The organism is Streptomyces sp. NPDC093546, from assembly GCF_044765045.1.
Lineage (GTDB): Bacteria > Actinomycetota > Actinomycetes > Streptomycetales > Streptomycetaceae > Streptomyces.
Map to the genome: position 1 here is coordinate 198,592 of NZ_JBIWJG010000012.1, position 23,644 is coordinate 222,235.

Annotated in this window: 22 protein-coding genes, 1 rRNA gene and 1 riboswitch; of the genes, 5 read left to right on the forward strand and 18 right to left on the reverse strand. The window is 71.2% G+C overall.

The genetic code is table 11. The features are described from left to right. The first annotated feature begins 12 nt into the window (after positions 1–12). Positions 13–732: a pyridoxamine 5'-phosphate oxidase family protein gene (locus ACIRNI_RS24975; protein WP_403554451.1), complete on the forward strand. Its 720-nt coding sequence runs from the start codon at positions 13–15 to the stop codon at positions 730–732. 101 nt (positions 733–833) lie between these two features. Here ACIRNI_RS24975 and ACIRNI_RS24980 read toward each other — a convergent pair whose 3' ends face one another. The 4 genes from ACIRNI_RS24980 to ACIRNI_RS24995 all read right to left on the reverse strand — a co-directional run bounded on the left by ACIRNI_RS24980 (position 834) and on the right by ACIRNI_RS24995 (position 4,423). Then, positions 834–1,790: a DMT family transporter gene (locus ACIRNI_RS24980; RefSeq protein WP_403554453.1), complete on the reverse strand. Its 957-nt coding sequence runs from the start codon at positions 1,788–1,790 to the stop codon at positions 834–836. Between the two features lie 193 nt (positions 1,791–1,983). Then, positions 1,984–2,976: an EamA family transporter gene (locus ACIRNI_RS24985; protein ID WP_403554454.1), complete on the reverse strand. Its 993-nt coding sequence runs from the start codon at positions 2,974–2,976 to the stop codon at positions 1,984–1,986. Positions 2,977–3,143: 167 nt separating this feature from the next. Then, entirely contained in the window at positions 3,144–3,806 is a 663-nt protein-coding gene (locus ACIRNI_RS24990; RefSeq protein WP_403554456.1) for a PadR family transcriptional regulator, read from the reverse strand. 236 nt (positions 3,807–4,042) lie between these two features. Continuing rightward, positions 4,043–4,423: a hypothetical protein gene (locus ACIRNI_RS24995; protein ID WP_403554458.1), complete on the reverse strand. Its 381-nt coding sequence runs from the start codon at positions 4,421–4,423 to the stop codon at positions 4,043–4,045. Between the two features lie 132 nt (positions 4,424–4,555). On the opposite strand from ACIRNI_RS24995, the gene ACIRNI_RS25000 reads away from it, so the two are divergent. Then, positions 4,556–5,365 (forward strand): PhzF family phenazine biosynthesis protein, encoded by an 810-nt coding sequence (locus ACIRNI_RS25000; RefSeq protein ID WP_403554459.1) that lies wholly within the window; start codon positions 4,556–4,558, stop codon positions 5,363–5,365. A 58-nt stretch (positions 5,366–5,423) separates the two neighbouring features. Here ACIRNI_RS25000 and ACIRNI_RS25005 read toward each other — a convergent pair whose 3' ends face one another. Beyond that, on the reverse strand, positions 5,424–6,230 hold the full coding sequence (locus ACIRNI_RS25005; protein ID WP_403554461.1) for a type II CAAX prenyl endopeptidase Rce1 family protein: 807 nt from the start codon (positions 6,228–6,230) through the stop codon (positions 5,424–5,426). Positions 6,231–6,300: 70 nt separating this feature from the next. Next, on the reverse strand, positions 6,301–7,806 hold the full coding sequence (locus tag ACIRNI_RS25010) for a glutamate--cysteine ligase (protein ID WP_403554463.1): 1,506 nt from the start codon (positions 7,804–7,806) through the stop codon (positions 6,301–6,303). 505 nt (positions 7,807–8,311) lie between these two features. Between ACIRNI_RS25010 and ACIRNI_RS25015 the strand changes: the two genes are divergently transcribed. Further along, positions 8,312–8,914, forward strand: coding sequence for a hypothetical protein (locus tag ACIRNI_RS25015; RefSeq protein ID WP_403554465.1), 603 nt, complete (start codon positions 8,312–8,314; stop codon positions 8,912–8,914). A gap of 252 nt (positions 8,915–9,166) precedes the next feature. Then, positions 9,167–9,373, forward strand: a complete 207-nt coding sequence (locus ACIRNI_RS25020) for a DUF5999 family protein (RefSeq protein WP_403554467.1) — start codon at positions 9,167–9,169, stop codon at positions 9,371–9,373. Between the two features lie 107 nt (positions 9,374–9,480). Here ACIRNI_RS25020 and gcvP read toward each other — a convergent pair whose 3' ends face one another. Continuing rightward, entirely contained in the window at positions 9,481–12,366 is a 2,886-nt protein-coding gene (gene gcvP, locus ACIRNI_RS25025) for an aminomethyl-transferring glycine dehydrogenase (protein ID WP_403554469.1), read from the reverse strand. A 179-nt stretch (positions 12,367–12,545) separates the two neighbouring features. Beyond that, positions 12,546–12,645, reverse strand: a riboswitch (glycine riboswitch). Between the two features lie 123 nt (positions 12,646–12,768). On the opposite strand from gcvP, the gene ACIRNI_RS25030 reads away from it, so the two are divergent. Next, a complete protein-coding gene (locus ACIRNI_RS25030; RefSeq protein WP_403554471.1) occupies positions 12,769–13,176 on the forward strand; it encodes a PRC-barrel domain-containing protein in 408 nt (135 codons plus the stop codon). A 15-nt stretch (positions 13,177–13,191) separates the two neighbouring features. On the opposite strand, the gene ACIRNI_RS25035 is transcribed toward ACIRNI_RS25030, so the two are convergent. The 11 genes from ACIRNI_RS25035 to rrf all read right to left on the reverse strand — a co-directional run. Then, positions 13,192–14,616, reverse strand: a complete 1,425-nt coding sequence (locus ACIRNI_RS25035; protein ID WP_403554473.1) for a DNA polymerase IV — start codon at positions 14,614–14,616, stop codon at positions 13,192–13,194. An 85-nt stretch (positions 14,617–14,701) separates the two neighbouring features. Beyond that, entirely contained in the window at positions 14,702–15,325 is a 624-nt protein-coding gene (locus ACIRNI_RS25040) for a MerR family transcriptional regulator (protein WP_403554474.1), read from the reverse strand. A gap of 285 nt (positions 15,326–15,610) precedes the next feature. Next, positions 15,611–16,084, reverse strand: a complete 474-nt coding sequence (locus ACIRNI_RS25045; protein WP_033327106.1) for a bifunctional nuclease family protein — start codon at positions 16,082–16,084, stop codon at positions 15,611–15,613. A 64-nt stretch (positions 16,085–16,148) separates the two neighbouring features. Next, positions 16,149–16,901, reverse strand: a complete 753-nt coding sequence (locus tag ACIRNI_RS25050) for a MerR family transcriptional regulator (RefSeq protein ID WP_403554475.1) — start codon at positions 16,899–16,901, stop codon at positions 16,149–16,151. Between the two features lie 17 nt (positions 16,902–16,918). After that, the gene (locus ACIRNI_RS25055; RefSeq protein WP_403554476.1) at positions 16,919–17,689 is read right to left on the reverse strand and encodes an FHA domain-containing protein; all 771 of its coding nucleotides are present in this window, start codon (positions 17,687–17,689) and stop codon (positions 16,919–16,921) included. Between the two features lie 190 nt (positions 17,690–17,879). Further along, positions 17,880–18,797 carry a DUF881 domain-containing protein gene (locus ACIRNI_RS25060; protein WP_403554477.1) on the reverse strand — a complete coding sequence of 306 codons (918 nt, stop codon included), beginning with the start codon at positions 18,795–18,797 and terminating at the stop codon, positions 17,880–17,882. 5 nt (positions 18,798–18,802) lie between these two features. Beyond that, a complete protein-coding gene (locus ACIRNI_RS25065) occupies positions 18,803–19,135 on the reverse strand; it encodes a small basic family protein (RefSeq protein WP_064068997.1) in 333 nt (110 codons plus the stop codon). Continuing rightward, entirely contained in the window at positions 19,132–20,061 is a 930-nt protein-coding gene (locus tag ACIRNI_RS25070) for a DUF881 domain-containing protein (RefSeq protein WP_403554478.1), read from the reverse strand. The genes ACIRNI_RS25065 and ACIRNI_RS25070 overlap by 4 nt, the downstream gene beginning before the upstream one ends. A 124-nt stretch (positions 20,062–20,185) precedes the next feature. Beyond that, on the reverse strand, positions 20,186–22,681 hold the full coding sequence (locus ACIRNI_RS25075) for a mannose-1-phosphate guanyltransferase (protein ID WP_355367142.1): 2,496 nt from the start codon (positions 22,679–22,681) through the stop codon (positions 20,186–20,188). A gap of 116 nt (positions 22,682–22,797) precedes the next feature. Continuing rightward, positions 22,798–23,406 (reverse strand): CDP-alcohol phosphatidyltransferase family protein, encoded by a 609-nt coding sequence (locus tag ACIRNI_RS25080; RefSeq protein WP_403554480.1) that lies wholly within the window; start codon positions 23,404–23,406, stop codon positions 22,798–22,800. 145 nt (positions 23,407–23,551) lie between these two features. Beyond that, a 5S ribosomal RNA gene (gene rrf, locus ACIRNI_RS25085) occupies positions 23,552–23,644 on the reverse strand; the annotation flags it as partial.

The following is a 23,644-nucleotide window of genomic DNA, read 5'->3' on the forward strand; positions in this document are numbered from 1 at the left end:
ATGGAGTCCGCCATGCCGGAGACGACCGTCGCGTACGAACAGGGCCAGCCGTCCGAGCCGGAGCAGCCGTACGAGTCATCCGAGTCGTACGAGCCGACCGACCGCACCGTCCCCACCCGCGCCCGCGAGCGCGCCTCGTACGACCGCGCGCTGGTGCACTCGATCCTCGACGCGGCGTACGTCTGCCACCTCGGCTTCGTCCGCGACGGCAGGCCCGTCGTCCTGCCGACCCTCTACGGCCGCGTCGGCGAGCGCCTCTACGTTCACGGCTCGACCGGCTCGCGCCCCGTACGCATGGCGGGCAAGCCCGACCCGGGCCTTCCGGTCTGCCTGACCGTCACCCACGTCGACGGCTTGGTGCTGGCCCGTTCCGCCTTCCACCACTCCATCAACTACCGCTCCGTCGTGGTCCACGGCACCGCCCACCAGGTCACCGACCCGGAGGAGAAGACGGCCGCGCTCGACGCGCTCGTCGACCACGTCGTCCCCGGCCGCTCGTACGACTCCCGCCCCGCCAACGCCAAGGAGCTCGCCGCGACCGCCGTCCTGCGCCTCGACCTCACCGAGGTGTCCGCCAAGGTGCGCACGGGCGGCCCGAACGACGACGCCGAGGACCTCCCGCTCCCCCACTGGAGCGGTGTCGTGCCGCTGAGCACCGCCTACGGCACCCCGGTCCCCTCCGACGACCTCGACCCGTCCATCGCGCTGCCGGAGTACCTCTCCGCCCTCTGAACCCGAGGATCCCCGCGTGCGGGCCGGGGTGCCGGGCACATCCAGCCCGGCCCGACACCCCGGCCCGAGGCCTCACGCCTCAGACCTCATGCCGCCAGGCCTCAGGCCGTCGCCTCGCGCCGCCGCGCCCGTACCGCCGACGCGGCCCTCGCCTCCGCGGCCGCCAGCCCGGCGACCGCCGTCAGCAACAGCAGCGTCCCGGCCACCGTGGCCGCCGTCAGCCGCTCGCCGAGCACCGTCACCGCGATGACCGCCGCGCTCACCGGCTCCAGCAGCATGATCACGGACACGGTCGCGGCCCGTACGACCGCCGCCCCCGCGAAGTAGAGCGCGTACGCGAGCGCGGTCGGCACCGCGGCGATGTACGCCAACAGCCCGACGACCCGCGCCGGTTCGGCCGTGTGCGGCAGCAGCCCCTCCGCCGCCGCCATCGGCAGCAGGGCGGCGGCACCGACCGCGAAGGCCCACACGGACATGGCGAGCGGGTCCGCGCCACCGCCGTCGCGGCCGAGCCACCGCGTCAGCAGGGTGATCGCCGCGTACCCGGCCGCCGAGAGCACCGCCAGCGCGACCCCCGCGGGACGCACCTCTCCGGTGCCGTCGCCGAGGACCATCACGCCCAGCCCGGCGAGCGCCCCCACGACGGCGACGGCCCCGCCGCGCCCGAGGCGCTCGCCCATGGTCAGCCGCGCCCCGAGCGCGATGAGCACGGGCCCGGCCCCGAGCGTGACGACGGTCCCCACGGCGAGTCCGGTCACCTCGACCGCCGCGAAGTAGGCGCTCTGGAAGGCGGTGAGGCCGATCCCCGTGGCGAGGATGCGCAAAACCCGGCGCCGCCGGGGTTCCGGGCGGCCGACCACGGGCCCGCGTCGTAGCGCGAGCGCGCCGAGCAGCAGCACGAGTCCGCCGACGCAGCGCCAGAACGACAGGGCCAGGGGCCCGAGATCGCTGATCCGGAACACCAGCGAGGCAGCCGCTCCGGCGGTGCCCCACGCCACTCCGGCGACGATCAGATAGAGCAGGCTCCGCCCGACGGGCAGGGCCATGGAGGAAGCCATGGAGGAATTCGACACGTGACGTCTCCGTACGAAGAACGGGAAGGTTGGCCGCTTGACTCCGTACGCGGGCAGCGACGAACCGCCCGGGGCCGAGGGCCCCGAGCCCGGTCCTCGTCAGAGGAGGTCGAGAAGAGTGTCCGCCCGCGTTTACGCGGCGGGCGGCGGCAGCACGGTCGAATGCATGATCGTCACCTTACGTGGCGGCCCGGCCGGCAGCCACCTCATTACCGGCGCCCTCCTCGGGTGGTTCCGACCCCGCCACGGGCTCGGCCGGGACCGCCTTGGGCGTCGACGACTGCGCGATGAAGGCCCCGACGAGCACGACCGCACCGCCGACGATCTGCGGCGCCGACAGGTGCTCGCGCAGCAACACCCACGCCAGTACGGTCGCGATGACCGCCTCCAGGCACGCCACCACGCCCGCCACCTGCGGCGAGAGCTTGCGTACGGCGACGATCCCGGTGACGTACGCGAGGACCGTCGCGATCAGCACGATCCACCCGAGCAGCATCCAGGCCGGGGCCTCGGTCCCGCCCATGTCGGCGGTGCCGCCGAGCACGGACCAGTCCATGCCCCAGGGGCGCGCGACGGCGGTGAGCACGAGGGCGCCGATGAGCAGTCCGTACGCGATGACGCCGAGCGGATCGGCGGGCTCGGCCTCGTCGGAGCCCTGGTCGGACAGGACGAAGTAGCCGACCTGGCAGCAGGCGGCGCCGAGCGCCAGCAGCAGTCCGAGCAGGTCGAAGCTGAGCCCCGCCCACACCTCCACCACGCAGGCGAGGCCCCCGACGGCGAGGACCACACCGACGGCGGCGGCACGGGTCACGGGACGGCGCTGGACGAACCGCACCCAACCGAGGACGAGCGCCGGGGCGAGGTACTCGATGAGCAGGGCGACGCCGACGGGAATGCGGGAGAGTGCGGCGAAGTAGCAGGCCTGTACGCCGGCCACGGCGAGCAGCCCGAAGCCGGCCAGCAGCGCGGGCTTGCGGCGCAGCAGGTCGCGGTGGCGCCAGGCGACGGGCAGCATGACGAGCGCGGCGCCCGTCACCCGGAGCCACACCACGTGCAGCGGGTCGAGACCCGCTTCGATCAGCGGCTTGGCCGCGACACCTGATCCACCGAATGCGAAGGCCGAGGCCAGGGCAAGTCCCAGGCCGGCGCTTCTCCCCTGAGACGCGTGCATCGGCACATCATGGCAGCAGCCGGTCAGGAGCGTAAAGGCTGTGACACCTGTTGAGACGGCTACGGCAAGTCGCCGACCGGTGGAGGCGGTTCGACGGCGGCGGCTCGACGAACGGCGGGTCCCGCGACCGAGACCGGTCGCGGGACCCGCCGCCTCCTTGGGGTGGATCAGTCCTCGTCGGCGAGGATCAGGTAGAGCTTCTTGCGGGCGTCGTTGACGACGGCCAGGGCCTTCTGCCGCTGCTCGGCGTTACCGGTCTTCCAGACCTGCCCGAACGCCTCGAACAGGCCCGTGCCGGCCTGCCGGATCTCGTTCAGCGCCTCCCAGTCGACCCCGCGCCCGGCCTCCTCCCAGGGGGCTTCGGGCCCCGCTTCGGCCTCCGCGCGTCCGGCATCGCTCAGGGTGAACAGCTTCTTGCCGCCGTCGCTCTCGCTGACGATCAGGCCCTCGTCCTCCAGCAGCTGGAGGGTGGGGTAGACCGAGCCGGGGCTGGGCCGCCAGGCCCCGCCGCTGCGTTCGGCGATCTCCTGGATCATTTCGTAGCCGTGCATCGGGCGGTCCTTCAGCAGGGCCAGGATCGAGGCACGGACGTCACCGCGCCGCGCCCTGCCCCGACCGCCTCCCCGCCCGGGCCCGCCACCGAACGGCCCTCCGCGGAAGGGGCCGCCACCAAAGCCCGGTCCGAACGGCCCGAAGGCGGCGCGCAGCCGCTCGAAGCCACCGAACTCGCCGCCCCAGCCGGGCCCGTGCCCGGACCCATGTCCATGCTCGTGTCCGTGTCCGTGTCCGTGTCCGCGTCCGTGTCCGTGTCCGTGGTCAGCTGCGTGCATCACTGACGCTCCCTCCATCGATAACGTGTCGCGATGTGTCAACGATATATCGGAACACTTCGGCGGGCAATCGTTCGAGAGCATCGCTGGGTAAGCTCCGGCCGGCCGGTGGCCGTGACCGAGCATCTTCTGGAGGTGTTCGGCGAACCGAAAGAATGGGTGGGCGGACGCGCCGGCGGCTTCTTCAATGCCTCACAGCGAGGTCGCGGCGCCGCGCCTCACGGTCCCGTGGCACGTCACTTGTCCAGCTCACGCATCGCCTCGGCGTGGGCGCTCATCCGGAGACTGAGACTGCCGCTCGTGAAGAGAACAGCGCCGGCGACCGACACCGGCACGGACAGCCCGAGCACAGCCAGGGCTTCCGGCCAGTCGCGTTCGTTCGCACACCAGTCTTCCCTGCGCAGACCGTCGTTGGCCGTACCACGGTCGGTCAACAACCGTGACTCGCACTCCGCGGGGTAATGGTCGTCAGGCACCCTGTCGACCTCGTACGGCGTCAGCAGCAACAGGGCACACCATGCCCACTGGAGCGCCGCGACGACCAACAGACCGATACCCCAGGCGCGCAGCCGTCCGGCCTGGTCGCGGAAGTCGAGGTCGTACTCACGTGATCGCATGACGGACGAATCTAACAGCGGGTTCTCGCAGACCGGACAGCCGCGATCGCGAGCGTCTCCTCGCCGAGGCCAGTCCAGCGAGCTCGAATTGGCCGTGGCTCTCCGCCTCATCGCGCCCCTACCGTCGGCCCCATGCGGATTCGAATCGTCGACGCCTTCACCGACCGCCCCTTCGCCGGCAACCCGGCAGCGGTACTCCTCCTCGACGCCTTCCCGGACGACCACTGGCTCCAGAAGGTGGCCGCCGAGCTCAACCTCTCCGAGACCGCCTTCGCCCACCCGCTCCCGCCCGGCGGCGATGCCGACTGGGCGCTGCGCTGGTTCACCCCGGTCGCCGAAGTGGACATGTGCGGCCACGCGACCCTCGCCACCGCGCACGTCCTGCACACCACCGGCCACGCGACCGGCACCGTCCGCTTCGCCGCGCGCTGCGGCATCCTGGCGGCGACGGCCGCGGAGGACGGCACGGTCACGATGGACTTCCCGACCTCCAGCCTGACGCCGGTGCCCGCGCCCGACGGGCTCGCGAAGGCGCTCGGCGCCGACGTCGTCTCCGTACACGACACGGCCGCGCACATCGGCGACCTGCTGGTGGAGCTGGCGGACGAGGAGGCCGTACGCTCCCTGGCGCCGGACCTCCCGGCGCTGGCGGGCCTGTCCGACCGGGGCGTCATCGCCACGGCCGCCGCCGCCGAGCCGGCACGCGGCTACGACTTCGTCTCCCGCTGCTTCTTCCCGGCGGTCGGCATCGACGAGGACCCGGTGACCGGCAGCGCGCACACCGCGCTCGCGCCGTTCTGGTCGGAGCGCCTGGGCCGCGACGAGCTGACCGGCTTGCAGGGCGGCGCCCGCACCGGGCTGGTCCGCACCGCGCTGCGCGGCGCGCGGACGCTGCTGACGGGCAAGGCGGTGACGGTCGTCGAGGGCGACCTGCTCGCCTGAGACGACGAAGGGGGCGTGCGGCGGCATCGCCGTACGCCCCCTCACCACCAGGGGTCCGTCACTCGACGGGCAACCACCCCACCTGCCCCTTCAGCAGGGCGTACCCGACGAACGCCACGATGTCGAGCAGCGCGTGCGCCACCACCAGCGGGCCGACCCGCCCCCACCGCCGGTACAGCACCACGAAGACCGCGCCCATCACCATGTTGCCGATGAATCCGCCGATGCCCTGGTACAGGTGGTACGAACCGCGCAGCACCGCACTCGCCACCAGCGCCGCCACCGGCGTCCAGCCGGACTGCCCGAGCCGGCGCAGCAGATACCCGACGACGATGACCTCCTCCACCACGGAGTTCTGCACCGCCGACAGGATCAGGACCGGGTACTTCCACCACACCGCGGGCAGCGACTCGGGCACCACGGTCAAGTTGAACCCGGCCGCCCGCGCCACCAGGTAGAAGGCCAGCCCGGCGCTGCCGATGCCCGCCGCGACCAGCGCCCCGCGGCCCAGGTCGCTCCACGGCCTGCGGCGGTCGAAGCCGATGGTCCGCAGACCGGCGCCCTCCCTGAGCAGCAGGTGCGCCACGAGCAGGACCGGCACCAGCGCCGTCGCGATGCCGAACAGCTGCCAGGCGAGGTCGAGCCACGGCCGCCCGGGCGCCGCCGAGGTGTTGAGGTGGGCCGCCTGGTCCTTCAGGCCGCCGGGCTTCGTCAGCGCCCCGACGAAGCTGATGAGTGAGGCGACCGCGCTGGCGCCGAGCGAGAGGGCCAGCACGAGCAGCAGCTCGGAGCGGAAGATCCTTCGGGAGGAACCCGAACCCCCGTCGGGAACCGACTCGGCCACACGCCCCGCCTCTGCCTGCACACCTGTCTCCACTTCACCCGTCCCGGCTCCACGCCTACGGGCACAGCTTGCCCTACGGGCACAGCTTTCCCTACGGCGCCGGGAACCCCACCGGCCAGGTGTGCACGGGCTCGCCCTCCCGCATCAGCTCGCAGTAGCGGCGCGTGGTGGCGGCCAGCGCGGCGTCGCGCCCCAGGCCCGCGGCCAGGGCCCGATGAAACGTTTCCACCTGCCAGGACGCGCCGTTCACCCGCCGCTTGCACCGCTCCTCGATGATCCCCAGGTAGCGGTCGCGGTCGGCCCGTTCGATGCCCCACGCGTCGAGGCCCGCCGCCGCGAGCGGCAGCAGCTCGTCCCGTACGAGCTTCACCGCCGGGACGGTCGTGCTCCCGCCGCCACGCCCGGGCCGGGGCCAGCGCAGCTCGGCGTCGATGCCGTACCGGCACGCGGTGTCGAAGTTGTCGGCCGCGTCGGTGAACGGCATCCGCCGCCACACCGGCCGGGGCTCCTCCGCCAGGGCCCGTACAAGCCCGTAGTAGAAGGCCGCGTTGGCCAGTACGTCGTCGACGGTCGGCCCGGCCGGCAGCACCCGGTTCTCCACGCGCAGGTGCGGTACGCCGTCGACCACTCCGTACACCGGCCGGTTCCAGCGGTAGACCGTGCCGTTGTGCAGGACGAGCTCCTGGAGGGACGGTACGCCGCCCTGGTCGAGGACCCGCAGCGGCTCCTCGTCGTCGCAGATCGGCAGCAGGGCGGGGAAGTACCGCACGTTCTCCTCGAAGAGCTCGTACGCCGAGGAGACCCACCGCTCGCCGAACCACGTGCGCGGCCGTACGCCCTGGGCCTGGAGCTCGGGCGGCCGGGTGTCGGTGGCCTGCGTGAACAGCGGCGGCCGGGACTCGCGCCACAGCTCGCGCCCGAAGAGGAACGGCGCGTTGGCGCCGACCACGATCTGGACGGCGGCGATGGCCTGCGCCGCGTTCCACACGTCCGGGAACCGCGCGGGAGTGACCTGGAGGTGCAGCTGTACGGAGGTGCAGGCGGCCTCGGGTGTGATGGAGGTGGCGGTGGAGCTGAGGTGCTCGACGCCCTCGATGTCGAGCGTGAAATCCTCGCCCCGCGCGGCGACGATCTGGTCGTTGAGCAGCATGTACCGGTCGACGTCCGACAGGTTCCCGGAGACGAGATCACCCTCGGCGAGCGTGGGCAGAATCCCGATCATCACGATCCCGGCGTCGACCTCCTTGGCCTTGCGGTGCGCGTACCCGAGGCCGGTGCGCAGCTCCTCGGCGAGCTGATCGAGAACACGGCCGCCGAGCCGGTGCGGAGCGATATTCACTTCCAGGTTGAACATTCCGAGTTCCGTCTGGAAATCCCGGCTCGCGATGCGCTCCAGCACCTCGGCATTCATCATCCGCGGCAGGCCGTCCGAGCCCGCCAGATTCAGCTCGATCTCCAGCCCCATCAGATTCTTGGGGCGGTCGAACCTCTTCTCGGCGAGGAGTCGCTCAAGGGCCTTGAGACACTGCTGGAGCTTGTGGCGGTACCTCTGCCGATCGGACAGGTCGAACGCGCCCGCCACGACCTTCTCCCCCATCGAAGCGTCCCTCCTCGTGGGTGGCGCGCGGCGTCGGCCGCCCGCATCACGGACGATAATGCCCAGCCGGACTGATCTGTAACGCCCCCGCCGGAACCGCGTGGCGGGTAGGCTGGTTAGGAAGACCGTCCGGCACATTCCGGGGGCAAGCCGCAGCGCGTGGTTACCACGGGCAAGTCCCGCTGACTTCCGATGATAATCACCGGCGAGATTCGGCCGACCGCGCACTGAGCGGCGGTGCAGGCCGCAGCCGTGGGGTTCACGGGAAATCTACAGGAACTCCGCAAAACAAAGTCCCGATCCGGGCTTGTTTGCAATATCGGCGACAGCTAGCGGAAACATCACGTGAACACGCGTCGTATAAACTCCGCGGACGAGGCAGAGAGTCGGCGCCCGGCCATGGCCCGACGGCCCCCTTATGGACCCGCCCTCTGACCCCGCCGCCGACAGCGCCGTCCGCACCTCCCCCGCATCACCTGTCTCTTGAGTGAGAGGCGACCCAACCATGCCGCTCCATGTCTCCCAGGCACCCGCGCCCGCCCTTCGCAGTGTCCTCATGGCCCTCGGCTCCGCCGCCGTCCGTGAGGCGCACACCCCTGCCCTGCGGTCCGTCCAGGGACCGCTGAGCCCCGAACTGCCGCTTCCCGTCCACGAGTTGGACGTGCTCGACGTACGCGACCAGATCGTTCCGCCCGCCGGCGCACCGCGCACGCGCCTGACCGGCTGGCGGTTCCTGATCCGCGGCGGCGACCGCCCCGTCGCCGCCGCGGACACCAGGCTCACCCCGGACGGGTGGGCCTTCTCGCACTTCTTCGAGGGGCCCTACCTCGCCTCGACCGAGCGCGCCCTGCACCAGGCCGAGACGATGACGACGCACTACCAGCCCCGGCTGCTGTCCGTGCCGGAGCTGTACATGCTCACGCTGTGGCTGCACGGCGACCCGGACGCCGACCCGGCCACCGGCAGCCCCGCCCCGACGGACCTGCTGGTGCCGCTGGCGCCCGCGCCGCCCGGGATCGCCGCCCACCTCCCGTACCGGGTCGCGGACCTGCTGCCGGTCCTGACGCTCCGCCTCGGACCGCCGCCGCTGCTGGAGTCAACCGCGTGACGCGACGGGGTGGCCCGTACGGGCTAGCCCACTGGGGCCACCCCGAACCACCCGAAGGGACAGGGGGTTTGAGTTGAACCATCCGCACGGGTGATACGTCCTTAGGCAGTAGGAAGAGCTGCTGCGAAATCCCTGCGGACGGACGCCCGTGGGGCAACACTGGGACCGGATCGACCGACACAACGGGGGGCGGCCATGAACACCGCATCGAGCCGCAGGACAGACACCACACCGCAGCGAAAGAACCCATCCATGTGCCAGCACCAGCCACCCTGCCCGACCGCCGAATCCGCCGACCGGGAGGCGGCCCGCCTGGTGGCGCACCACCCGGAACAGGGCTGGAGCCTGCTGTGCAACGGCGTCCTCCTCTTCGAGGACACCGGTGAACTGCTGCCGGACGGCCAGATCATCGCGCCGCACCGACCGCTCGGCACCTCACACGTCATGACGGCCGCCTGAACCGGCCGGCGCACGGCGAAGGGCCGGTACGGATCACTCCGTACCGGCCCTTCGTCATGGCCGTCCCGACCGTCGACCGTTTCCGACCGTCAGTCCGTCTCCGACCGTCAGTTGTCGTACTCGTCCAGCGGCGGGCAGGAGCAGACCAGGTTGCGGTCACCGAACGCGCCGTCGATCCGGCGCACCGGCGGCCAGTACTTGTCCGCGGCGGACACCCCGGCCGGGAAGACCGCCTCCTCACGGCTGTACGCGTGCGACCACTCGCCACCCAGCGCGGCCGCGGTGTGCGGGGCGTTGCGCAGCGGGTTGTCCTCGGCGGGCCACTGGCCCGAGGCGACCTTCTCGATCTCGCCGCGGATCGCGATCATCGTGTCGCAGAACCGGTCGAGCTCGGTCAGGTCCTCGCTCTCGGTCGGCTCGATCATCAGCGTGCCGGCGACCGGGAACGACATGGTCGGCGCGTGGAAGCCGTAGTCGATCAGGCGCTTGGCGATGTCGTCGACGCTGACCCCGGTCGCCTTGGAGATCGGGCGCAGGTCGACGATGCACTCGTGCGCGACGAGCCCGGCCGGGCCGGTGTACAGCACGGGGTAGTGCGGCTCCAGGCGCTTGGCGATGTAGTTGGCCGCGAGCACCGCGACCTGCGTGGCGCGCTTGAGGCCCTCGCCGCCCATGAGCCGGACGTACGCCCAGGAGATCGGCAGGATGCCGGCCGAGCCCCACGGGGCGGCGGAGATCGGGCCGACGCCCGTCTCGGGGCCGGCGCCCGGCTGGAGCGGGTGGTTCGGCAGGTACGGGGCGAGGTGGGCGCGGACGCCGACCGGGCCGACGCCGGGGCCGCCGCCGCCGTGCGGGATGCAGAAGGTCTTGTGCAGGTTCAGGTGCGACACGTCGCCGCCGAACTCGCCCGGCTTCGCGAGGCCCACCAGCGCGTTGAGGTTGGCGCCGTCCACGTACACCTGGCCGCCCGCCTCGTGCACCTGGGCGCAGATGTCGGCGACGTGCTCCTCGAAGACGCCGTGCGTGGAGGGGTAGGTGATCATCAGGACGGAGAGCTCGTCGCGGTACTGCTCGATCTTGGCGCGCAGGTCCTCGACGTCGATCTCGCCGTCGTCGGCGGTCTTGACGACCACGACCTTCATCCCGGCCATCACGGCGCTGGCGGCGTTGGTGCCGTGCGCGGACGAGGGGATCAGGCAGACGGTGCGCTGCGTGTCGCCGTTGGCGCGGTGGTACGCGCGCACCGCGAGCAGACCGGCGAGTTCGCCCTGCGAACCGGCGTTGGGCTGGATCGACACCTTGTCGTAGCCGGTGACCTCGGCGAGGCGCTCCTCCAGCTCACGGATGAGGGTGAGGTAGCCCTGCGCCTGGTCGGCCGGCGCGAAGGGGTGCATCTGACCGAACTCCGGCCAGGTCACCGGCTCCATCTCGGTGGTGGCGTTCAGCTTCATCGTGCAGGAGCCGAGCGGGATCATGCCCCGGTCCAGCGCGTAGTCGCGGTCGGCGAGCTTGCGCAGGTAGCGCAGCATCGCGGTTTCCGAGCGGTGCGCGTGGAAGACCGGGTGGGTCAGGTACGCGTCCGAACGCAAGCGCGCCTCGGGCAGCGCCTCCGCGGTCTCGGCGTCCAGCGCCTCGATGTCGCCGCGTACGCCGAAGGCCTCCCACACGGCGGCGAGCTGCGCGCGGCCGGTGGTCTCGTCGCAGGCGACCGAGACGTGGTCGGCGTCGACGAGGCGCAGGTTGACGCCGTTCTCGCGGGCGGCGGCGACGGCCTCGGCGGCCTTGCCCGGCACCCGGACGGTCACGGTGTCGAAGAAGCTGCCGTGGACGACCTCGACGCCGCCGGCGCGCAGCCCCTCGGCGAGGATCGCCGCGTAGCGGTGCACGCGCTGCGCGATCTGCTTCAGCCCGTCGGGACCGTGGTAGACGGCGTACATGCCGGCCATGACGGCGAGCAGCACCTGCGCGGTACAGATGTTGCTGGTGGCCTTCTCGCGGCGGATGTGCTGCTCACGGGTCTGGAGCGCCAGGCGGTACGCCTTGTTGCCGTCGGCGTCGACGGAGACGCCGACGAGCCGGCCCGGCAGGGAGCGGGCGAAGGTGTCGCGCACGGCCATGTAGCCGGCGTGCGGACCGCCGAAGCCCATGGGCACGCCGAACCGCTGGGTGGTGCCGACGGCGATGTCGGCGCCCAGCTCGCCGGGCGAGGTGAGCAGCGTCAGCGCGAGCAGGTCGGCGGCGACGGTGACGATGGCGCCGAGCTCGTGGGCCCGGTCGATGACCGGCTTGATGTCCCGTACGGCACCGGACGCGCCCGGGTACTGGATCAGCACGCCGAAGACGCCGCGCTCGGCGACCTCGGCCGGGATGCCCTCGCTGAGGTCGGCGACGACGACCTCGACGCCGGTCGGCTCCGCGCGGGTCTCGATGACGGCGATGGTCTGCGGCAGGGCGTCGGCGTCGATGAGGAAGACCCCGCCCTTGACCTTGCCGACGCGGCGGGCCAGCGCCATGGCCTCGGCGGCGGCGGTGCCCTCGTCGAGCAGCGAGGCGCCGGAGGTCGGCAGGCCGGTCAGGTCGGCGACCATGGTCTGGAAGTTGAGCAGCGCCTCCAGGCGGCCCTGCGAGATCTCCGGCTGGTAGGGCGTGTACGCCGTGTACCAGGCCGGGTTCTCCATGACGTTGCGCAGGATGACCGGGGGCGTGAAGGTGCCGTAGTAGCCGAGCCCGATCATCGGGGCCAGCACCTGGTTGCGGTCGGCGAGCGAGCGCAGCTCGGCGAGGACCTCGGCCTCGGTGCGCGCCGCCGGCAGCCCGAGCGCCTCGGCGGTCTTGATCACATCCGGCACGGCGGCGGCGGTGAGCTCGTCGAGCGAGCCGTAGCCGACCTGCGCGAGCATCTTGGCGCGGGCCTCGGCGTCGGGGCCGATGTGCCGCTGCTCGAAGGGGATGCCCTGCTCAAGCTCGGAGAGCGGAGTACGGTTGGCGGTCATCTACGGAGGCCTCCTGGTCGTCACGACCTGCGAGGGGCACCATGGCGCGGGTGCCCGGACGGCCTCCCCCTCTGTCATCTCAACCTGAGAGCTTCACCGGGCGCCACTGGGGGCCGCCCGGCTTTCACCGTCGGTGAGAGCGGATGCCGTCCGACGCCCGCCCTGCTTTCCAGAGTGACCTCGTCCATGCGGTACCGGGTGCCTGAGAGATTCCGGGGAGGATTTGCTCCTTCGGCGCCTCCGAAAGGATTCTCCAGAGGACTCTCCCGCATGGGGTCAACAGCCGCCTGCCAGCCTACCAGCGAGGTCCAGGCCCGATCCCTCGAGTGGCCGACGTCACGGATGTGCACTTTCGTAGTGGTGTAGTGCAGTTGCGAGCGGTTGCGACCAGTTGGAGGGACCGTGCAGACCGATATCGATCCGCGGAGCCTGATCGGCCGCAAGGCCTACGACCGCAACGGCCACAAGATCGGCACCATCGACGAGGTGTACCTGGACGACGCGACGGGCGTGCCCGAGTGGGCCGCCGTCCGCACCGGCCTCTTCGGCCGCGACGCCTTCGTCCCCCTGGCCCCCAGCGACTTCACCGACGACGGTCTCCACGTCCCGTACGACCGCGCCCTGATCAAGGACGCCCCCGACTTCGGCGTCGGCCGCCACCTCTCCCCCGAGCAGGAGCTCCAGCTCTACCACCACTACGGCCTGGAACTCCCGTCCCCTCCCCCACCCGACCCGAACCGGAACCCGAAGACGGACCCGGACCCGGACCCCGACCCGGGGCTCGGCGATCTCGCGGGCCGCGACGGCTGACGCGCCGCCCGCCCGTCAGGGCGACGGCGCCCGCTCCGCCTGCTCCCGCGCGACCAGCGGCAGCGGGTCCGACGGCTCCAGCGCCGGGTCGTCGGTCCGGAAGGTCCGCACCCGGCCCGGCGGCGAGCCGGGCTCCTCGAACCGCACGGTCACGCGCCCCACCCCGCTGCCCTGCACCCACCCCGGCCCGTACTCCTCGTGCCGGACGTCCTGCCCGGCCAGCCACCTGCGCTCCCCGCCGCCGTCGGCGTCCTCCGCGGCCCCCGTCCCAGCGGCCGCGCCCGCCACACCGGCCTCGCCGGCCCCGGCAGCCGGCTCCTGCGGCTCCGGGACCGTGCCGGCCTGGGGCCCGGCCGACGCCTCCGCCATCGCCGCCTGGGCGAACAGGTCCTCCTGGGTGTAGTCCGCCAGCCCCGTCACCCCCACCCCAAGGAGCCGCACGCCACCCGTGGTGTCCACCGACTCCAGCAGCCGGGCCGCCGCCTCCCGGACCACCGCGAGGTCGTCCGTCGGCCCCCGCAGGGTCTCGGATCGGGTCAGCGTAGAGAAGTCGTACCGGCGTACCTTCAGCACCACCGTCCGCCCCGACCGCCCGGCCCCGCGCAGCCGCCGAACGCACCGGTCGGCCAGGCGCTCCACCTCCAGGCGCACCCGTACACGGTCGTGCAGGTCCACGTCGAAGGTGTCCTCCACGGAGACGGACTTGGCGTCCCGCTCGGCGACCACGGGCCGGTCGTCGTGCCCCAGCGCCATCCGGTACAGCGACGCCCCGTGGGCCCTCCCCAGCAGCCGTACGAGCTCGTCCTCGCCCGCCTCCGCCAGATCGGCCACGGTCGTCATCCCGGCCCGGCGCAGGTGCTCGCCGGTGGCGGGGCCGACCCCCGGCAGGATCCGCACCGACATCGGCCCGAGCAGCTCGCGCTCGGTCCCGGGCTCTATGAGCACCAGTCCGTCGGGCTTCGCCTGCTCCGACGCGATCTTCGCCAGCATCTTGGAGCCCGCGAGGCCGACGGAGCCCGTCAGTCCCGTGACCGCCCGGATGTCCGCGCGCAGGCGCTCCCCGGTCGCCCGCGCCGTCGCCGCGTCGTGAGCCGTGCCGCCCGCCTCCAGGTCGACGAACGCCTCGTCCAGGCTCAGCGGCTCCACCAGCGGCGACAGCCGCCGCAGCAGCTCCATGACCTGGTCGCTCACGGCCCGGTAGAGCGTGAAGCGCGGCACCAGATACGCGGCGTTCGGCGCCAGCCGCCGCGCCTGCGCCATCGGCATCGCCGAGTGCACCCCGAAGCGCCGCGCCTCGTACGACGCGGTGGCGACGACCCCCCGCGGCCCGAGGCCGCCCACCACCACGGGCTTTCCGCGCAGGCTCGGCTTCGCCGCCTGCTCGGCGGCGGCGAAGAAGGCATCCATGTCCAGATGCAGAATCGTCGGCGCGGCTCTCACATCACCGATGCTGCCTCACGCCACTGACAATCGCCCGCACGCACGTGCGATCCCGTACCACCGCGCGGGTACTGCCGGGCGGCCGTCACACGGCCCTGTCGCGCCTGCGCCGCGCCAGCTCGTCGGCCGGATTGTGCCCGATGAGCGTCTCACCGGTGTCGACGCGCTCCCCGTGCAGCTGCGAGAGCGCCGCCTCGACGTCCCGCCACACCACACCCACGGCGATCCCGAAGACACCCTGGCCGCCCTGGAGCAGATCGACGACCTCGTCGGGCGACGAGCACTCGTACACCGTGGCGCCGTCGCTCATCAGCGTCATGCGCTCCAGGTCCCGAAAGCCCCGGGCACGCAGATGCTGGACGGCGGTGCGGATGTTCTGCAACGCGACCCCGGTGTCCAGGAACCGCTTGACGATCTTCAAGACCACGACATCGCGGAAGCTGTAGAGCCGCTGCGTCCCCGACCCGTACGCGGGCCGCACGCTCGGCTCGACGAGCCCCGTACGGGCCCAGTAGTCGAGCTGCCGGTACGTGATGCCGGCCGCCGCGCAGGCGGTCGGCCCCCGGTACCCGATGATATCGGTCGCCGAATCCGCCGACTCCTCCTGAACGACCCCATGGACGGACGCGTTTCCGTGAAGCGGATACGGCCCGCTCTGCCCCAGACTTCGTCCGGGGATACCCCCAACCGCACCGTCGCCGCTGCTCATCACGCCGACCCTCCGTCCTTGACCTGCCATCTCGACGGTAGGCAGTCACCAGGGGTGCGTCAACGATCGCCACACTCGGCACGCCGAGTGATAATCACCCTGAGGGTGGTTTCCCGTGTCCCCCGTCGGGGAACACATCACGGAATGCGCTGAAGGCGACCCCTACGGCCCTCCTCGGGTCGACGTCGATCGATGCCCGATCAGCGCTCGATCGACTCGGATCACCGACACCGGCTCGGCCGACGCCGCCGCGGGTTCACCGCGCCGACGCCACCGACGGCCGGGTCACTGGCTGTTGGTGCCGAAGTCCTCGGGCGAGATCTGGTCGAGGAACTCGCGGAACTTCTCCACCTCGTCCTCCTGCTCGTCCGGGATCGCGATCCCGGCGTCGTCCAGCACCCCGTCACTTCCGTAGATGGGCGTACCGGTCCGCAGGGCCAGCGCTATGGCGTCGGACGGCCTGGCGCTCACCTCGACACCGCTGGCGAAGACCAGCTCCGCGTAGAAGACCCCGTCCCGCAGGTCCGTGATCCGGACTTCGGTCAGCTCCTGACCCACGGCCTCCAGTACGTCCTTGAAGAGGTCATGGGTGAGCGGTCGCGCAGGGGCCATGCCCTGCTGGGCGAAGGCGATCGCCGTCGCCTCCCCGGGACCGATCCAGATGGGGAGGTACCGATCCCCTCCCACTTCACGCAGGAGCACGATCGGCTGGTTGGACGGCATTTCCACCCGGACACCGACAACATCGAGCTCGTTCACATTGCAACCCTAGGACGTGCTGGACCGGTTTGGGTAGTCGGGGCCCCTCCCGGCTCCTCGGAGGTCAGTGCAACCGGACACCGAGAGCCGTCTGCAGCAGCGCCGCGTGCAGCCGTACGCACAGGGCCGCGAGCTCCTTCGCGGTCGCCTCCGCATGGGCTCTGGTCTGCGGATTCCGGTGCCGGCGCAGCGGCGCGACGACCTGCTCGACCAGCCCGGCCTCACGCTCGGCGGCGGCCTTCACGGCCCGCAGGTGGCGTGGTTCCAGACCAAAACCGCCCAGCTCCGCGACGAGCTTGGCGACGGTCACCGCCTCGGCGTCGTACGCGCCGTCGGCCACGGGCGTGATCAGCCCGTACGCCTCCCACTCGGCGAGCTCGTCCTCGCCGACCCCGGCGGCCGCGAGCAGCTCCGCACGGCCCACCCTGGCCGCCGTGGGCGCGTCCGCGTCCGAGTTCCAGGGGTCGCCGTCCGGCGACTCCCGGCGCCCGCCGGGCGCCGGGGCGGGCAGCCGCACCTGCTCCCCGCGCTCCAGGGCGTCGAGGTGCTCGCGGATCACCTTGAGCGGCAGGTAGTGGTCCCGCTGCATGCGCAGGATCCGCGCGAGCCGCTCCACATCCGCGGGACTGAACTTCCGGTATCCGGAAGCCGTCCGCTGCGGCTCGACGAGCCCCTCCGCCTCCAGGAACCGGATCTTGGAGATGGTCACTTCGGGAAACTCTTCCCGCAGCTGGTTGAGCACCGTCCCGATGCTCACCAGCTGGTCGGCCGCCCCGGCGGTGCCGTGTCCGGCACCGCCCGTCGGTGGTCGCGGCATGCGCCTCCCCTGCCGGGTCACACGCCCCGCTGGCTCGCGTAGAAGACCAGCCGGTACTTGCCGATCTGCACCTCGTCGCCGTTGGACAGCGGCACCGAGTCGATGCGCTCCCGGTTGACGTACGTGCCGTTGAGGCTGCCGACGTCCGAGACCGTGAAGCTGCCGTCCGGCGACCTGCGAAACTCCACATGACGCCGCGACACCGTCACGTCGTCGAGGAAGATGTCGCTCTGCGGGTGGCGGCCGGCCGTCGTCAGGTCGGAGTCCAGCAGGAAGCGGCTGCCCGAGTTCGGCCCGCGGCGCACCACCAGAAGCGCCGAGCCGAGCGGCAGCGCCTCCACGGCCGCCTGGGCCTCGGGCGACAGCGACGGCAGCTGCGTCTGACCGGTGGCCTCGGAGTCGTACGCCTCCAGGCCCGAAATCGAGATGGTCGACGTCGTCTCGGAGGCGCGCTCCGCGGGGACGCCCCCTCGCAGCGGCGCGCCGCAGTTGGAGCAGAACCGGCTCGCCTCGGCGTTACGGTGCCCGCACCTCGTACAAACCGGCATGGACGAGTCTCCGCCCGTACTCGAGGTCGATGGTTCCCCGAAACCTATGCGGCCGGAACGAGCAGGGTCAACAGACGCGCCCTGCCCCCCGGGAACACCGCCCGGACCGGCGACCTCATCGCGGAACAGCGGGCGCTCGCCGCCCTGCTCCTCACTCTGGGCATGGCGCGGCGCGCGGTGCTTGGCACTGCTGCCGTCCTCGCGTGCGCTCTTGCCGAACAACTTCGCAAACAACTTCACGGGCGATTCCCCTTGACCGAAACAGACCCGCCCGTGGGGCAGGACGAACCCTGACTGAACACACCTGCCGACCCGGACACCCTCACAACGTCCGTATCCTCCGGACAGTTTCCACCACGCACCATGCGGGTGATGCGCCGACCCCCCGCAACCTCATGCCCTTGTCTCGCGGCCCCCATGCACCCCCGCCTCACTGCGATGACGACCGAGCGTAGTGAGGCCGCTCCGCCGGTCGCAAGGCATCCACGACGATCTTCTCCGACCTGGTGACCGCCGCGGTGGCCTGCTCCTTCTCCAGCGTCTGTACGACGCCTCCCGGGATGTTCAGCGCGGGCTCCAGGTCCTGGGGCTTCCCGATGACCTTGAAACGGTACGGTGCGCTGATCTTCCGGCCGTCCACCTCGATGTCCCCGGCCTCGCCGGAGATGTACGTGTCGGCGACGATCCTGGCGTCATTGACCTGGATGGCCTCGGCGCCCGCCGCGCGCAGCTCCTGAACGGCGTCCAGCAGCATGTCGGGCTCGACCGCCCCGGCCCCGTCGTCGATCGTCAGCGTGATCCCGGGACCCTGCGCCGCCACCGTACCGGCGAGGATGCCCAGCTGACGCTCCTTCTCCAGGGTCTGCTTGCGCGCCTCTTCCGCCTGGTCGGAGCTGTTCACCAACTCGGTGCGCTGGTCCTCCAGGCGCGCCTTCTCGGCCTCCAGCCGCTGCGTCCGGTCGTCCAGCTCGTCGAGGATGCGCACCAGGTCCTCCTGGCGTGCCCCGCGCAGGGCGCTGTTGTCGTTGGTCGAGCGGACCTGGATGGCCAGGCCGAGACCGAGCACGAAGAGCAGGACGGCGACGATGAGTTGGGCGCGCGTGACGCGCGGCGGCCACAGGCCGGCCACCAGCCGCTGCCGCCCGGTCATCTCGGGCTCCGCGGGCCCGCCGGGTCCGGACTCGGCGCCGTGCGGCCGCCCGGCCGTCGGCGACGGCGGCTCGGGGCTGCTCGCCTCAGGCGGCAGCGCCCGCCGGGGCTCGGCCTGCGGAGTCTTCGGCTCCGGGCGCTGAGGATCCGGTCGCCGAGGCTCCGGCTGCTCGTGCGGGGTCGGTTCGTTCTCGCTCATCGGCCTCACGCCCGGAACACATGCCGCCGGATGGCGGCGGCGTTGGAGAAGATGCGGATGCCCAGCACCACGACCACGCCCGTGGACAGCTGCGCGCCGACGCCGAGCTTGTCGCCCAGGAACACGATCAGCGCCGCCACGACGACGTTGGAGAGGAAGGAGACGACGAAGACCTTGTCGACGAAGATCCCGTCGAGCATGGCCCGCAGCCCTCCGAAGACCGCGTCGAGCGCCGCCACGACGGCGATCGGCAGGTAGGGCTCGACGACCGCCGGCACCTCGGGCCGGATGAACAGGCCGACCACGACTCCCACGACGAGGCCCAGTACGGCGATCAAGATGTGCCCTTCCCTGTGTCGGCCGCGCCCCGCCCGGCATCCGTGCCGGTTCCGGCGGGCCTCGGCTCTGCTGTGCGTACGATCAGGCTGGACGCGGCCGGCAGGCGCACCTCTCCCTGACCCGAAATGCTGGTACGGATACCGAAGTTCTCCCGCAGCGCGTGCAGGTACTGCCCGTCGGGGCTGTCCTGGAACGCGGTGCTGAGCTTGTTCCCGTCCCCCACCGCCAGCACCGTGTACGGCGGCACCAGCGGTTTGTTGTCCACCAGTATGGCGTCGCCCGCCGCGCGGATCGCCGACAGGGAGGTCAGCCGCTGCCCGTTGATCGCGACCGCCTCCGCGCCCGACTGCCACAGCCCGTTGACCACGCGCTGCATGTCACGGTCGCGCACCCGCCCGGTGTCCGCGAAGCCACTGCTCTCACGCGGCCCGTCGCCCCCCTGCTCGGTGTCCTTGGCGTCGTCGACGACCAGCTTGACGCCGGGGCCGCGTACCTCCGTCGCCCCGGAGAGCAGCGCCACGAGCTCCCCCTGGTCCCCGCCGTGCTCCTGCAGCGCCTTGCGCTGGCGCTCCCCCACCTCGGTGCGCAGCGCCTCGATCCGCTCCTCGAGCTTGTCGGCCGCGGTCGTCTCCGACTCGATCCGGTCGATGAGCTCCTCGCGCTCCTTGGCCACGACCGGGGCCGAGATCTGCGCCTGCGCGGCGCCGAGCGTGACCACCGCAGCGGCCAGCACGAGCCCCGCCGCGAGCCCGAGCTTGGCCCGCAGCGTGCGCGGCAAACCGCCGCCCTCGGCGGTGCGGCGTGCCGAGGCCTCCGCGTACCCGTCGTCGAGCGCGTGGTCCATGACATTGGTCAGCAGCGACATGGACGCGTCGGGACGCGGAGGCGGGGAACCTGTGCTCCGAACGGGGGGCTGCTGCGACATGCCGCACATCGTCGCACGTCGCGGCTGCTACCGCCGAATGGCCCCACCGGTGTGCCGGGGGCGCCCGTGGGCACCTCCCGGCACATCCGTATCAGGGGATCCCCTCAGGATCCGTCTCAGGACGTCAGCGACCGGCGCTCTCCACCACGGCGGCCCACTCGTCGAGCAGTGCCTGCGCGGACGCGTCGTCCGGCCCTTCGGCCCACAGATGGGTGACGGCCTCCGCCGGGTCGGGCAGCACCATCACCCACCGGCCGTCGGCCTCCACCACCCGTACTCCGTCGGTCGTGTCGACGTGCCGGTCCCCGGCCGCCTCCACGACCCGCCGCATCACGAGACCCTTGACCGCCCACGGGGTGGCCAGGTCGCGCCGCAGCACATGAGCGCGGGGTATGCGCGCGTCGATCTGGCTGAGGGTGAGTTGCGTACGCGCCACCAGGCCGATCAGCCGCACGAACGCCGCCGTACCGTCGAAGACGCTGCTGAACTCCGGCACGATGAAGCCGCCGCGCCCGTCGCCGCCGAAGATGGTCGATTCCTCGCGGCCGACGCGCGTCAGGTCGTCGGGCGAGGTCGTCGTCCACTCCACCTGCGTGCCGTGGTACGCCGCGACCTGCTCGGCGATCCTCGTCGTGGTCACCGGCAGCGCGACGCGCCCGCTGCGCCGCTCGGCGGCCACCAGGTCGAGCAGGACCAGCAGGGCCCGGTCGTCCTCGATGATCCGGCCGCGCTCGTCGACCAGCGAGATCCGCTCGCCGACCGGGTCGAAGCGGACACCGAACGCCGCCCGCGCCGAGGCCACGATCTCGCCGAGCCGTACCAGCCCGGCGCGCCGGGACTCAGCCGTCTCCGTGGGCCGCGACTCGTCGAGACCCGGGTTGATCGTCAGCGAGTCGACCTGGAGCCGACCGAGGAGGCTCGGGAGAACGAGCCCGGCGCTCCCGTTGGAGGCGTCCACGACGACCTTGAGGCCCGCCTCGGCGATGCCCGTCGTGTCGACATTGCGCAGCAGGGACCCGGTGTACGAGTCGAAGACGCTGGACGGGAAGCTCAGGTCACCGATCTCACCGGGGAAGGCCCGCCGGTACTCCTGGCGCGCGTAGACCCGGTCCAGCTTCCGCTGCCCGCCCTGCGAGAGGTCCGCGCCACGCTCGTCGAAGAACATGATGTCCACGGAGTCGGGCACCCCGGGCGACGTCCGGATCATGATGCCGCCGGCGCTTCCCCTGGCCGTCTGCTCACGCGCGACGGGCAGCGGTACGTTCTCCAGGTCGCGTACGTCGATGGCGCTGGCCTGCAGCGCCGAGATGACCGCTCGCTTGAGCGCTCTCGCACCCCGGGAGTGGTCACGCGCCGTGGTGACGGTCGCGCCCTTCTTCAGCGTCGTGGCGTACGCGCCCGCGAGCCGGACCGCCAGCTCGGGCGTGATCTCCACGTTGAGGATGCCGGAGACCCCTCGGGCCCCGAAGAGGTGGGCCTGCCCGCGCGACTCCCAGATGACGGACGTGTTGACGAAGGCGCCGGCCTCGATCGTCTTGAACGGATAGACCCGCACATTGCCCTGAACGATCGATTCTTCACCGACGAGGCACTCGTCGCCGATGACGGCGCCGTCCTCGATGCGGGCGGCCCGCATGATGTCGGTGTTCTTGCCGATCACGCAGCCGCGCAGGTTGCTGTGCTGCCCGATGTAGACGTTGTCGTGAACAACCGCCTTGTGAAGGAAGGCGCCGCTCTTCACCACCACGTTCGACCCGACGACGGTGTGCTCGCGGATCTCCACATCGGCCTCGACCTTGGCGTAGTCCCCGATGTACAGGGGCCCGTGCAGCACCGCGTCCGGGTGCACCTCGGCACCCTCGGCGACCCACACGCCCGGCGAGATCTCGAAGCCGTCGAGCTGGACGTCGACCTTGCCCTCGAGGACGTCGGCCTGGGCCTTCACGTAGCTCTCGTGCGTGCCGACATCCTCCCAGTAGCCCTCGGCGACATAGCCGTAAATCGGCTTGCCTTCCTTCATCAGCTGCGGGAAGACATCACCGGACCAGTCGACCGGGACGTCCGGCTGGACGTAGTCGAAGACTTCCGGCTCCATGACGTAGATGCCGGTGTTGACCGTGTCCGAAAAGACCTGCCCCCAGGTGGGCTTCTCCAGGAAGCGCTCCACCTTCCCTTCCTCGTCCACGATGGTGATGCCGAATTCCAGCGGGTTCGGCACCCGGGTCAGGCACACCGTGACGAGTGCGCCCTTTTCCTTGTGGAACCTGATGAGGTCGGTCAGGTCGAAGTCGGTGAGCGCGTCACCGGAGATGACGAGGAAGGCGTCGTCCTTCAGTGCCTCCTCGGCGTTCTTGACACTCCCCGCGGTGCCGAGTGGCTTCTCCTCATTGGCATAGGTGAGCTCCATGCCGAGCTCTTCGCCGTCGCCGAAGTAGTTCTTCACGAGCGAGGCGAGGAACTGCACGGTTACGACGGTCTCAGTGAGCCCATGCCGCTTGAGCAGCCGCAGCACGTGCTCCATGATCGGCCGGTTTGCCACCGGCAGGAGTGGCTTGGGCATGCTCGAGGTCATGGGGCGAAGGCGCGTGCCTTCGCCGCCAGCCATCACAACGGCTTTCATGTCGGAAGCGTCCTCCTTGCAGAGACGACGGTCTAGCCGACTTCACCCATCCGGTAACTGGCCGTCTTACGTCTTCGGGGCGCGCTCCGTCGCTGCGCCGCACCAGAGGGATAGGCTCAATCGGCTGTGGCATCCGCCTTGACAAGTCGGCGGACTTGGACCACATAGAGGATCCCTGCCCACCAATAGAGAGTTGTACCCCATCCGGCGAACGCCCACCCGAAAACTTCAGCGAGTGATGCCAGCCACCCGTCTCCGTCACTGAGCAGAAGGAGCGGAAACGCGTACATCAAGTTGAACGTGGCGGCCTTCCCGAGGAAGTTCACCTGCGGCGGGGGATAGCCATGCCGGCGGAGGATTCCCACCATCACCAGCAGCATCAGCTCACGGGCCAATAGTGCGATCGTCAACCACAGAGGGAGGATCTCGCGCCAGGTGAGCCCGAGGAGCGTCGAAAGGATGTAGAGCCGGTCGGCGGCCGGGTCGAGCAGACGTCCGAGACTGCTGATCTGGTTCCATCGACGCGCGAGTTTGCCGTCGAGATAGTCGCTGACACCGCTGAGCATCAGTACGAGGAGAGCCCAGCCGTCACTATTCGGCCCCTCGAAGACGGGGCGGAGGATCAGCCACAGGAAGAGCGGTACGCCGACAAGGCGAGCCATGCTCAGGATGTTGGGGATGGTGAGCACCCGGTCCGTCTGAACGCGGGTCTCCTGTACCTCCACCCGGGGCCTCCTGGGGAACGTGCCAACGATGCCCCCTGACTTTACCGTCAGCACGGCCCGCCTCGCGCACAGGGGTGCCGGCCCTTGGGTCGTGAACGCAGAAAAGCCCCGCACCATAAAGGTGCGGGGCTTCCCCACAATATTTGTTCGGCGGCGTCCTACTCTCCCACAGGGTCCCCCCTGCAGTACCATCGGCGCTGAAAGGCTTAGCTTCCGGGTTCGGAATGTAACCGGGCGT